This is a genomic window from Reinekea blandensis MED297, assembly GCF_000153185.1.
Taxonomy (GTDB): domain Bacteria; phylum Pseudomonadota; class Gammaproteobacteria; order Pseudomonadales; family Natronospirillaceae; genus Reinekea; species Reinekea blandensis.
On sequence record NZ_CH724151.1, the window covers coordinates 669,026 to 681,639 of the forward strand.

At 50.9% G+C, this 12,614-nt stretch carries 11 protein-coding genes; 2 read left to right on the plus strand and 9 right to left on the minus strand.

Annotated features, from left to right (window positions below; genetic code table 11):
• Window positions 1–370: 370 nt before the first annotated feature.
• Entirely contained in the window at window positions 371–946 is a 576-nt protein-coding gene (locus tag MED297_RS11625) for an outer membrane beta-barrel protein (RefSeq protein WP_008045128.1), read from the minus strand.
• A gap of 241 nt (window positions 947–1,187) precedes the next feature.
• Here MED297_RS11625 and MED297_RS11630 point away from each other — a divergent pair, with 241 nt between their 5' ends.
• Window positions 1,188–2,378, plus strand: coding sequence for a helix-turn-helix transcriptional regulator (locus MED297_RS11630; protein ID WP_008045130.1), 1,191 nt, complete (start codon window positions 1,188–1,190; stop codon window positions 2,376–2,378).
• A gap of 135 nt (window positions 2,379–2,513) precedes the next feature.
• On the opposite strand, the gene MED297_RS11635 is transcribed toward MED297_RS11630, so the two are convergent.
• Entirely contained in the window at window positions 2,514–3,077 is a 564-nt protein-coding gene (locus MED297_RS11635; RefSeq protein ID WP_008045132.1) for a hypothetical protein, read from the minus strand.
• The gene (locus tag MED297_RS11640; protein ID WP_040557043.1) at window positions 3,074–4,090 is read right to left on the minus strand and encodes a serine hydrolase domain-containing protein; all 1,017 of its coding nucleotides are present in this window, start codon (window positions 4,088–4,090) and stop codon (window positions 3,074–3,076) included. The genes MED297_RS11635 and MED297_RS11640 overlap by 4 nt, the downstream gene beginning before the upstream one ends.
• A 292-nt stretch (window positions 4,091–4,382) precedes the next feature.
• Between MED297_RS11640 and MED297_RS11645 the strand changes: the two genes are divergently transcribed.
• Window positions 4,383–5,999 (plus strand): RNA polymerase sigma factor, encoded by a 1,617-nt coding sequence (locus tag MED297_RS11645; protein WP_008045136.1) that lies wholly within the window; start codon window positions 4,383–4,385, stop codon window positions 5,997–5,999.
• A gap of 22 nt (window positions 6,000–6,021) precedes the next feature.
• Here MED297_RS11645 and MED297_RS11650 read toward each other — a convergent pair whose 3' ends face one another.
• The 6 genes from MED297_RS11650 to MED297_RS11675 form a co-directional block, all read right to left on the minus strand.
• Window positions 6,022–6,693 carry an RluA family pseudouridine synthase gene (locus MED297_RS11650; protein WP_008045138.1) on the minus strand — a complete coding sequence of 224 codons (672 nt, stop codon included), beginning with the start codon at window positions 6,691–6,693 and terminating at the stop codon, window positions 6,022–6,024.
• A 68-nt stretch (window positions 6,694–6,761) separates the two neighbouring features.
• A complete protein-coding gene (locus tag MED297_RS11655) occupies window positions 6,762–7,691 on the minus strand; it encodes an isopenicillin N synthase family dioxygenase (protein WP_008045148.1) in 930 nt (309 codons plus the stop codon).
• Window positions 7,692–7,835: 144 nt separating this feature from the next.
• Window positions 7,836–8,822: an ABC transporter permease gene (locus MED297_RS11660; RefSeq protein WP_008045149.1), complete on the minus strand. Its 987-nt coding sequence runs from the start codon at window positions 8,820–8,822 to the stop codon at window positions 7,836–7,838.
• Between the two features lie 3 nt (window positions 8,823–8,825).
• The gene (locus tag MED297_RS11665) at window positions 8,826–9,947 is read right to left on the minus strand and encodes an ABC transporter permease (RefSeq protein WP_008045150.1); all 1,122 of its coding nucleotides are present in this window, start codon (window positions 9,945–9,947) and stop codon (window positions 8,826–8,828) included.
• Window positions 9,944–11,521 carry an ABC transporter ATP-binding protein gene (locus MED297_RS11670; protein ID WP_008045151.1) on the minus strand — a complete coding sequence of 526 codons (1,578 nt, stop codon included), beginning with the start codon at window positions 11,519–11,521 and terminating at the stop codon, window positions 9,944–9,946. The genes MED297_RS11665 and MED297_RS11670 overlap by 4 nt, the downstream gene beginning before the upstream one ends.
• Before the next feature lie 154 nt (window positions 11,522–11,675).
• Window positions 11,676–12,614 (minus strand): BMP family lipoprotein (locus MED297_RS11675; RefSeq protein WP_008045152.1); only part of this gene is annotated, 939 nt, incomplete at its 5' end.

Below are 12,614 nucleotides of genomic sequence, written 5' to 3' on the forward strand. Positions count from 1 at the left end.
GGAGTTCCTCTGGTTAGTTCACATTTTGATGGTGCTATTTTGGTCACTTCGGACGCTGTCTTCGTCCTTTCCAAGTGAGAAGGACATGTTTTCTAAACAAATAAATGCTGCTGTCCTATAACGCTTCTCGCCTTAGGGCGGCGTAAGGAGGGCTGTTTCAGAGCTTCTTTCTGGGAACCGTCAACAACATGGATGTTGTTGCCGAGCCCCAAGGAAGGGTTTACAGCGTGTTTCCAGAATGAAGCTCTGAAACGGCCCGGTTAATCTGTGGGACAGCAATGACAAATAAAAACAGTTTGATCATGAAGGGCTGAGGCATCGTCGATGTCCTCAGCTCTCCTTGGATCGGCCTTACTAAATGTGAGACCGCTTACCAGCGATAGCCTAAAGAAACACCGGTCGACAAGGCGTTCAATTCAACAGTTTCGTCAAACAACGCCACCTCAGCCGTCGCATAACGAAGATCAAGACCCGCCGTAAACCGGTCTGTAATGAGGAAATCGACACCACCATTCAGCCAAAACCCGGTAGCGGTATCTTCCTGTTCTGTTTTTCCAGAACCATCATCATTTGTCTGAGTCGCATATGCCAAGTTAACGCCGCCACCAATGTATGGTTTAAACCTGGATTGCAGTTCAATGACCTTTCTTACGCCAAGCTGCGCCTCGGCCGTATAGGTGCCTTTTACCAGGCTGTTGGTCTCATCTTCACTGCCCGACCCAAATAAATCGAAAGCGACCCGGACACCATGAAAACCGGTGTTGAAGTCAGTCAATAAACCTATGGATCCATGGCCATCCTGTGCACTCCAGGCATCGGCATCGATGGTTTTACCACCCAGGTACACCTTGGTCGAAGCAAAGGAGTCATCCGCCTCTGCCATGGCCAGTACGGTGGTCGATAAGGTTACAGCAACGGCGATAGACAGTTTAAAAGGTTGTTTCATGTTTAAATTCTCAAGTTGAGTTAAGGTTAATCGTTGATGCAATAGTGACCGTCGGCAGTGGACATTCCGGCAAACGGATGCCATAAACGCTAACCGATGGTTGATCTATTGATCATTGAGTCCAACTTTGTTCAGAGTGTTCGTCTGAAGTTGATGTGGCTATTTTGGGGTGTCTTAGCGCTGTCTTCGTCCTTTCCAAGTGAGAAGGACAGATTTTTGCGAGTTATTAAAGGATGTCAGGATGTTCATAGACGGGATAAGCGTTGGGATTGGTCTGTTGTTTCTATCGCTTCTTTATCTGAGCCCGGCGGAAAACAGACCGACTCAGCTCGTTGCCGGTGTCATCGCGATACTCAGTTGGCTGGTGTCCGGCACACTGATGATGGAACACGGCGGTCTGATCTCGAGGCTTTATATCGCTTCAATTCCCGTCGTCTTCTTTCTGCTGCTGCCATTGATCTATTGGTATCAGCAATGGCTGACCGCGTATGGGTCTCAGTCACTGCCCGACAAACGTTTCATCCATTGGATACCCGTTGGGCTGGCCGGCCTGCTCAGTTTATCCATTGGACTCATGCCTGACGAAGACTTCAACAACATGTTCTTTAACGATCCGGAGCAGCTGTCGACCTGGGTCGGCATTAACTCCGCCGGGTTTGCCCTTCTTTTGGTCAGCTGGACGATCCTGAGCATTCTTTACCTCATTCGGATCGTCAAAAACACCAAGACGTATCATCTACAGCTGAATACCGAGTTTGCCAACCATGAGGGAAAGCGCCTGGACTGGCTTGTGGTCTTTACCAGCCTGTTGGTGGTCACCTGGCTTTATGCGCTTGTTGTTTTAGGGGTCTCCATCACCACTCCGGTACCAGCTTTTAGTGAAACCCTGCTTTCCATTATGGTCCTGATGCTTATCTGGATTTTTTGCCTGCAGACGTTGAACAGAAAGCCGGTGTTTTCTCATATTGAGCCGGAGCCGGAGCCGGAGCCGGAACCTGAACGGGAACATGAACAGGCGCCAGAACCTGCATCGGAAGGCATGTCTGAGCAAAAATACTCTAACTCCTCGATTGACGAAGCACGCCTAAAACGAATCGCAGATAAAGTTGAACGAAAGGTCCTGGAGGAAAAAGCCTACTTAAATCCAGATATCGACGCCTCCACGCTTGCCTCAGAACTCAGCATATCCGTTCATTATCTGTCACAGGTACTCAGCCAGGAAATGCAAACGACGTTTTACAGCTACATCAATGATGCTCGAATTGAAGCGGCAAAAGACGCGCTTAAAAGCAGTGAGAAAACAGTACTGGAAATCGCCTTAGCCGTCGGCTACAACACACGCTCATCATTTTATAATGCATTTAAAAAGAGAACCGGTATGACACCAAGTAGGTACAAGGCGTCCACTTCTTCTATATCGGCTGCAAGCTGAGGGGAAAAAAAAATAGGCGCATGGTGCTCATACGAGACGCCCCACAAGGTGACAGCCGCAGACGCCAGTACCCGATCTATCTTTTTTCAGATACTGAGCTGCCGGGCTTTTAAAAAGGACAACAGGACCTTCGCTTCAAAACCGATACCCAACACCGACTTGCAGGCTGACCGTCGAGCCAAGCTCCTTAAAAAATTGCTCAGCATCTAAATAGCTGCTTGCTGGATTTTCCGAGTCCTTTTTATAGGTAAAACCTCCAAAGCTTACGTTCGTATCCAGGTAGGTTCCGGCAGGGCCATTGAGTTCCAGACCATACCCACCAAGCAAAAACAGGTAGTGGTATCTCGCAGGGTAAAAAGTGGCCCGACTCGTATAAATGTAAGAGAGGTTGGCTAACAGGTACAGGTTTAAGGGGTTGTCGCGCCCATTCGGAAACAGTTTGTAATTTAGATCAGCACTGGCAATGGACTGTTCCTGCCGGATAAACGGGTGGAAACCCAGGCCAAGATCAATCTGGTTCATTCCCTGATGATAAAACCCTGTGATAATGGTTCGGATCGGTAAAACCTGCCCGTTCCATGCCGAGTTTGCGGCGATACCGAACCCACGTTCGGGAGCAGACGAAGCGTTTGCTAAAGCAGATAAAACAAAGAAATGTGCAACAACCAGGCTGGCAAAGGTAAACAGGAATTTTTTCATAAGGGATTTTTCTCAAGCACGCGAACGATGCGGCGGTAGGTCCGCTCCAAATCGAGCCAGAACAGCTCATTGAAAGACGTATTCACAAACATCACGACCACAGCGTCGATGTCGCTGTGATACCGCACAATACTCGTATACCCCGGAAGCCAGCCGGTATGTTCGTACTCATAAACTGACGTATAGATAGCCTGTTCCAGCGGGGTAAGCAGGGTTCCATCGACCAGTGCTTTCAAAAATTTTGCTACATCGGCGGCTGACGCCACCATCGACCCACTGGGTTGAACGTGTTCCCATGTCCAGAAAACGTCTCCGTCATCGACACCAATGACATAACCTTTCATAACATCGTCCAGATCAGCATCGCGCAACAACGAATAGGTATTAACCAAGCCGAGCGGCCTCAGTATCCGGTCCTGTATGAACCGGTGATGGCTATAGCCCAGGGCCCGATCGAGAATCTCACCTATGAGGAAGTAATTACTGTTGGAATAGCCATATCGATTGCCAGGTCTGAACTGTGCAGGCTGGTCCAGCAGATACGGATAGGTATCCTCATTCTCAACGATGTCCGCATCATAAAACGCCGGATGATCGATAAAGTCAGGAATGCCACTGCGATGCTGAAGCAGCATTCGCAGAGTAATGGCAGATGCATACTCTATACGGGGAGCAACGTCTGGCAACGTATCAACCAGCGTAGTGTCCAAAGACAGTCCCCCTTCTGCCACTAATATACTGGTCGCCGCTGCGACGTAGAGCTTGCTGATGCTGGCTATTTTAAAGAGCGCATCAGGGTCTGCCGGAGTCAGATTTTTTCGATCATCCCAACCAGCAGCATAGGAAGCGGTTTTACCTGCCTGATTGACATGAACAATGATGCCGTCGAATCCGAGATCGATTGCCCGGCCAAGCTCCTCATTCATGTCATCTGCTATCGGCGACAATGGCAGCGTACAGGCACATAAGGTAAAAATAGCCGCAAGGGTGGTAAACAACCTGAGGCAGTTCATGGGCGGTCCTCTAACGCAATGAAGAAAAAAGCACTGGCCAGCCTCGGGTCAGCTGCCGCCAATGAGGACGTCAGTAGGACAATCAGAACCATTATCATCAGTTGTGAAAACTTCATAATCTCATTTCCAGGTTTCAGCTAAGCGTTGAGATCCAAGTGGCGCTTTAAGCAGGAAAGGTGACAAAAAAACCGAAGAAATTTAAAAAAAGCCAAAAATATGAAGGTCGGCACATTTTTTATGTCACCTTTTTCAAGCGGACGACACATACTGAGGATAGCGCCGGAGAAGCCGCATGAATCTGTTCAAAAAACACAAAGTAAAAGCTCAATCCACCGACGAAAATCTGGTCATGTTCGCCATCGGCGGAGATCGGGATGCCTTCTGCCAAATTGTAGAGCGCTACCAGAACTTGTTGTGCTCGTTAGCGTACTCATCGGTTGGACAGGTGCAGCTCAGTGAGGACCTGGCTCAAGAGACCTTTATTGAAGCTTGGAAAGGCCTGGCGAATCTGGAGGACCCCAGCAAACTGAAAGCATGGTTGTGCGGCATACTGCGTTTTCGGGTCAGTGCGTATTTCCGCAAATCGACGAAACAACCCACCGATCTGGCCGTTGAATACAGCGAAGAACACGCCATTGCCGATACCTCCGCTGAACTGGAACAAACTCATATCAATGCACAACAGCAAACGTTGATGTGGCAAGTGCTGAGTGGCCTTGACGAGACCTATCGAGAACCCTTGGTGCTGTACTATCGACAACAGCAGTCCATCGAGAAAGTCGCCAATGAACTCGACCTGACCACAGATACGGTCAAACAGCGCTTATCTCGTGGTAGAAAATTATTGAAAGAAGCCATGTTCGACTTCGTAGAAGACGGTTTAACGCGGTCAACCCCAAGCTTGGTGTTCACGGTCAGCGTCATGTCAGCCATCAGCACACTGGCGCCCCCCGCCAAAGCAGCGACGATGGCCACCGGTGCGGTCAAAGGCTCGTCCATGATTAAACTGTCGACCCTGGCCTCCGTGTTAGCTGTATTTTCCGGACTGGCCAGCTCATTCTTTGGGTTGCGAGCTGCTCTGGACCAATCCCGAACCCAGCGAGAACGACGCTTAGCCGTTAAGATTGTTTTCGGCTTTCTGGCATTAGCCGGCGTGTATGTATCAGGTGTTTTTATCCTGCGCTACCTTGCACTGAACTCGATAGAGGCTTCGTTTGTACTTTCACTTTTCGCTCACGCGTTGGCATTGGGTTACTTGGTGGCCAACATCTGGCTGGTTGACTTCATGTTCAAAGCAACTCGAACTTTGCGGGCGCATGAGCGACTGTTTTCACCCGATGCGTTTCACGATGAACACGATAGTCCCATGTCCCAAAAGCGTGAGTTTTTATCGAAACTCAAACTATTCGGTGTCCCGTTGGTTCACGTTCAGTTTGGACGATCCGAGCCCGCAGAAAAACCAGCCCTTGCCTGGATAGCGGGCGGCAGTCGCGCCTATGGAATGCTCTTCGCTTGGGGCGGTATTGCCGTCGCACCGGTCAGTGTCGGAATTGTGTCTGTCGGCGTCTTCACGGCTGGTGCCGTTGGATTAGGTCTGTTGGCAACGGGCGCTGTGGCCATTGGGGGAATCGCATTTGGTGCCTCTTCATTTGGTTATAAAGCTTACGCGTCGATGACCGCGCTCGGATGGGAAAGCGCATTCAGCAATGGATTTTCAATGGCAAAAACGGCGGCGATCGGCCCTATTGCCCATGCGCAACAGGTGAATACCAGCGTGGCGGCGGAAATCAGTAACCTACAGGTGCTGGTAAATAACGTCACGGGTTTACTGTTGATTATTGCCGTATTCGTGATTGTGCCTTCTGCGCTGTATGCAAGAAACGTCCGAAAGCGGATGCGTGTGAAGTAAGGCTCTCTTACACACCCGTTTTTTAAAAGGGTCGAGGTGATTGGAACCTTAGAAGTTGATCCGTTTCCGGGTGCTTCAGTGTCAGTTCCGTGGCATGCAAAAGCAGTCGGCTCGCGGCCTGTGTCGAGGCTTGAGTTCCATAGATGTCACACCCCAGAATGGGATGCCCAATATGCGCGCTGTGAATTCTGAGTTGGTGTGTTCTCCCGGTGCGAGGATAGAATTCTACGGTACTGGTGTTAGCTCGCATGTCTGTTACCAAAACCTGGTAATCTGTCTGCGCCGGTTTACCACCTTCGCCGATACGCATTTTCGGGAAGTTTTCATCATCTCGGGCAATGTGTGCGTTGATGCGTCCACTTGCGTTCGCCAACTGACCCCACAAGATGGCCTGATACACTTTGGTCACTTCGCGTTGCTGAAATTGTCGGTTCAACGTCGTCGCCATGGTTTTGGATTTCGCGAGAACCATCAAACCGGAGGTGCCAAAGTCCAGACGATGTATCATCCGTATTGAAGGACATCGTTTCACTAATCGAGCATGGACAGAATCCCGATTACGCGGGTCTTTACCGGAGAGAGCGAGTAAACCGGACGGTTTGTTGATGACCAGCAGAGCATCATCTTCGTGGACGATTTCGATATCATCAAGACAAGGTGGGGCAATGAAGGTGTCTTGGATGTTTCTTGCCATGGTGCCGTGATACCCCGGAGTTAATAAAAGAACCCCGGGCTTGGCCGGGGTTCCGTTTATGCTCGGTCTTACTTGATTAAACCGATTTCCCGCAGACGCTGCATCAGATAATCGTTCGCGGTAATCGGCTCATCCCGTTTCGGATTATCGGCCGTCACACACTGAGGTAACGCATCCAATGACGTGTCCGGATTAGCATGCATGAAGAACGGAATCGAGTAACGCGAGGACCTAGCGGCTTCGCCTTTCGGGTTTACGACGCGATGCGTGGTCGATGGCAAGACATGGTTGGTCAGACGCTGCAGCATGTCGCCCACGTTACAGATGATCGTGCCTTCGATCATACTGATGCCAACCCAATCTCCCTGCTTGCTTAACACTTCCAGACCTTCCTGTTCGGAACCAACCAGCAGAGTAATCAGATTAATGTCTTCGTGTGCACCGGCTCGCACATTGGGCAAGTCAGGATCGGTAATCGGTGGATAATGCAGCGGCCGCAGAATCGAGTTGCCGAAATCGACTTTGTCTTTGAAGTAATCGCGCTGCTCTCCCAAAAACAACGCAAAGGCTTCCAACATACGATTCGCCAGCTTGTCGAGTTCAGAATAGAGCGTCAACATGGCCGGTTTAAACTCAGGGGTTTCCGAGGGCCAGATGTTAGGCAACAGTTGTTCGTAAGGCGGGGTCCCTTCGACTTCGCGCCCGACATGCCAGAACTCTTTCAAGTCCACAAACTCAGCATCCTTGGCGACTTCGGTGCCAAAGGGCGTGTAACCACGCTGGCCGCCATTGTCCTGAAAATACTGTTTCTTCACCTCGTCCGGTAGAGAGAAGAACTGCTCACTCGCCTTCAACGCGTTGCGAATGGTGTCCATGGCAATGCCATGACCGGTGATTCCGGCAAAGCCCCACGCTTTGTAAGCCTGGCCCATTTCTTCAACGAAGGCGTCGGGCTCACGATCAAACTTAGAAATATCCAAAACAGGAATGGTTGTCATCGTCTCTCTTCCTCTGCACCGGCACACTGGCGGGCAAACACTGTTCTTTTATTTTTATAAAACAAACCCGCCAACGGCGGGTTTCTCAGTGAGGTTCCAATCTGTTGTCAGAATCCCCAAACTTTTTTAGCGTGGCAAGCGCGATTACTCGCGCTCTTTCACATACGGCTTACCAATGGCTTTCGGAGGTATGGATTTACCTATAAAGCCGGCCAACAGAATAACCGTCAGTATGTACGGCAGGGCTTCAATGGCCTGAACCGGAATGGAGAAACCACCCAGTGATGCACCCTGAGAACGGTCGGCAATGGCTTGCAGAACACCAAACATCAAACAGGCCAGCAACGCACCACGAGGATGCCACTTACCGAAAATCAATGCAGCCAAGGCCATGTAACCTTTACCAGCACTCATGTTAGGCAGGAACTGAGCCGTTACGGCGACAGACAAATAAACACCTGCTAAGCCTGCTAAGACACCACAGATGGTCAATGACAGATAACGCATACCGGTTACAGAAATACCCGCCGTATCGACCGCACTTGGGTTTTCACCGACGGCGCGCATACGCAGACCGAAGCGAGTACGGAACATCACGAACCAGCACACCGGCACCGCCAACAAGGCAATGTACACCAACAGGAAATGCCCGCTGAGCAGCTCAGAATAGATACCGCCAATGATCGGCACATCCGCTATCTGGTCGGCAAACGGGAAAGTAATGGGAGTAAAACGGGCATCAATGTCGTTAAACGGATCAACCAGGTTTGGCGTATTACCACCCTGCCGGAACCAGAAGTTCCCCAACGCGGCCGTCAAACCAGCGGCCAGAATATTAATCGCCATACCGGAGACGACGTGGTCACCATTGTGAGTGACGGTGGCGAACGCATGCATCCAGGCAAAGACCACAGACACCATGACACCCGCCAGCAAGCCCATCCAAGGTGAGTTCGTCACGTAGGCCGCAGCCGCGCCTGCGAAAGCACTGGCGAGGATTTTCCCTTCCAGCGCAATGTTCACAATACCGGTACGCTCCGAGAACATGCCGGCCAAGGCCGCAAAGATCAGCGGGGTTGCCACTCGCAGGGTGGCGTCGAGAATCAGAATCAGACTGTTAAACGCTTCCATCGATCAGGCCTCCGCTGCGTCGGTTGTGGTTGGACGATAAAAATACTTCAGATACAGACGCTCGATCGGATGCTTCATCATCTTCTCCAGTGCACCGGAGAACAGAATCACCAGACCCTGCAGCACGACAATGATTCGGGGATCGACACCGAACTCGAACTGCAGTTCGCCACCGCCCTGATACAGAAACCCGAACAACAGACTGGCCAGGACAATACCAAAGGGATGGTTACGACCCATCAGCGCAACAGCAATCCCGGTAAAGCCCATGCCATTGACCAGACTCAGTTTGATCTGATGCGCTTCACCCTGAACAACGTTGAGTGCGAAAAACCCAGCCAACATACCGGAGACCAGCATCGCCAGAACCACGGTTTTGCCTAAATGAATACCCGCATATTCGGCCGCGCCGCTGTTTTGCCCGGTGGCCCGGATTTCATAACCCCATCGGGTTTGCCAGACGAAATAATAGACACCAACCGCGGACAGAAGCGCCCAAACAATAGACAGGTTCAGTGGCGATCGCTGCAAATCCAAACCAACCAATGCAGCCACATCATGTACCTTCGGAATCCAGCTGGATTCTGGGAAGATTGCGGATTCGACTGACATACTGCCTGGTGGTTTAAAGACTTCGATCAGCAAATAACCCATCAGCGCCGAGGCGATGAAGTTAAACATGATCGTGGTAATAACGATGTGGGAACCGCGATAGGCCTGTAACCATGCCGGAATTAAGGCCCACAGCGCACCAAAGGCACCTGCAGCAATAATGCTGATTGGCAGTAAGAGCAACAATGGAATCTTGCCACCCAGTGTCAAACAGACAATACCTACGCCCAACGCTCCAATGTAAGCCTGACCTTCACCACCAATGTTGAACAGACCGCAGTGAAACGCGACCGCAACCGCCAACCCGGTAAAAATAAAGCTCGTTGTGTAATACAGCGTATAACCCAGACCATAGGAGTCGCCAAAGGCGCCATAAGCCATCGTCGCAACAGCTTGCAACGGGTTGATATCCAGATACCAGAACAGCAGGCCGGCCGCTAATGACGCCAGCAATATGTTCACCAGCGGTATGACGACGACATAAATCCAACCCGGAACTCTCGGCTGACTCATGCTTGGGCCTCCTTCTGTAATGCTTTTACTTCATCGGGAACAATGTTGGCCATCATCAGGCCGAGAATCTGTTCATTGGCGACCGAGGCGGGGACTTCACCAACCACCTTGCCATCAAACATCACCAGAATGCGATCGGCGAGACTCATGATTTCTTCGAGCTCGACGGAGACCAGCAATACGGCTTTACCTGCATCGCGCATATCAATAATTCGATTGTGAATCGATTCGATCGCACCGATGTCGACACCACGAGTCGGCTGACCGACCAGAAGCACATCAGGGTCCTGCTCCATTTCCCGAGCAATGACCAGCTTTTGCTGATTACCACCGGAGAAGTTGGCGGTTTTCAGGTTTGGATCCTGTGGGCGAACGTCCCACTTTTCCATTTTTTCCGCACAGTCTTTGGTAATCTCATTGCGCAGTGAGAAGACTTTGCCGTTGTATTGAGGCAGTCGATGGTAGCCCAGAATAAACGCTTCGTCGGCGGCGAAGGAGTTCACCAAACCCATGCGATGACGGTCCTCCGGAATATGACCGACCTTGATGGCCCGAACTTCGGACGGAGTCAGAGGATGGCTTTTGTCGATGACATGCCCGTTCACTTTAACTTCGCCCTTCTGGACCTGTTTAATACCAGAAAGCACATCCAATAACTCGGACTGTCCGTTTCCGCTAACGCCGGCAATGCCAACGATTTCACCGGCACGAACATTGAGATTCACGTCGTCCAGCTTCAACACACCATCCGGTGCTGTCCAGCTTAAGTTGCTGACTTCGAGCAAGGCATCTTTTGGCGCCGCTTCGCCCTTTTCAACTCGCAGCAGGACCTTGCGACCGACCATCAACTCAGCCAGCTGTTCGCGACTGGTTTCAGACGTTTTCACATGCGCGACCATTTCACCGCGACGCATGACGCTGACATTGTCAGTTGCGGCCATGATTTCCTGCAACTTATGCGTAATCATGATAACGGTCGTGCCCTGTTCTTTCAGTGATGCCAGCACCTTAAAAAGGTGCTCCGTTTCCTGTGGCGTCAGCACACCGGTCGGCTCATCAAGAATCAGGATTTTCGCCCCTCGATACAGGGCTTTAAGAATTTCGATCCGCTGTTGCAGACCGACAGAAAGCTGTTCAACCGGAGTATCCAAAGGGACCTCCAGACTGTACTCCTTACTCAGGCGTTCCAGCACTTCTCGCGCATGTTTCATGCTGTCATTCAGCATGATGCCGCGTTCGGCACCCAGAACCACATTTTCCAGAGCAGTCATGTTCTGAATCAGCATGAAATGCTGGTGAACCATACCAATCCCAGACGCAATTGCGATTTTAGAATCGGAAATCTTGGTCACTTGCCCATCGATCAGAATGTCACCTTCATCGGCCTCATAAAAGCCGTAGATGATACTCATAAGCGTGGACTTGCCCGCACCGTTTTCCCCGACAATACCGTGGATGGTGCCTTGTTCGACTTTTAGGTCGATGTATTTGTTCGCGTGTACCGGGCCGAAGCGCTTATCGATTCCGCGGAGTTCGATTGCCATCTGAGCAGCAACATCTGTCTGAGCAGTCATGACTCACCTGATGCCTGATTTGAGGAGTGTTCTACAAAAACAGACAATGCGCGCACTCGCAGATAAGCCGCTCATTGCCTGTTTTCAGTTAGCTGGCATCCCGCCCGGGAGACCAGTGTTCAGGCCTGCTAACAGGCCTGAAATCTGTCAACGATCAGTAGTTACAAGACATGTCGCTTGAGTAGTCATGTACGCTGATTTCGCCGTCGATGATCATCTGTTTGATGTCATTAACGCGAGACTTCATTTCGTCGGAGATCAGATCTTCGTTGTACTGGTCCAGAGCGTAGTCAACACCGCCTTCAGCCAGACCCAATACTTTTACGCCGCCTTCCCAGGTACCGGCCTGAGCTTCTTCCCAAGATCCGTAAGCCGCAACACCAACGCGCTTAACCATTGACGTCAGCATTGTTCCTGGCTGCAGGAAGTTCTGGTTAGAGTCGACACCAATTGCGTAGATGCCTTCATCTTTTGCCGCCTGGTAAACACCGATACCAGTACCACCGGCAGCAGCAAACAGAACGTCCGCGCCTTTAGCGATCTGAGACTTAGCCAGTTCAGAACCACGTGCAGGGTCGTTAAACGCTGCTGGCGTTGAACCAGTCATGTTCTGGAAGACTTCCGCATTCGGGTTCTGATATTTAACACCCTGCTCGTAACCACAGCCAAACTTACTGATCAGAGGGATGTCCATACCACCGACGAAACCAACCTTACCGGTTTCTGATGCCATAGCGGCCAGAGCACCCACCAGGAATGAACCTTCGTGCTCAGAGAAGACGATAGACTGAACGTTTGGCAGATCAACAACGGAGTCGATAATGACAAACTGTACGTCCGGGAACTCAGCAGCAACTTTAGTTACTGAAGACGCGTAGTTGAAACCAACCGCAACGATCGGGCTTTGACCACGGCTCGCCAGACGACGCAGACCCTGTTCACGCTGTTCTTCGTTTTGCGGTTCAAATTCACGAACCCGTACACCTTTATCGGCTGCAAATTTTTCTGCGCCGTTACGGAAGACTGCTTCGTTGAATGATTTATCAAACTTACCTGCCGTGTCATAAACAACTGCGGGCGCAAAATCAGCGGC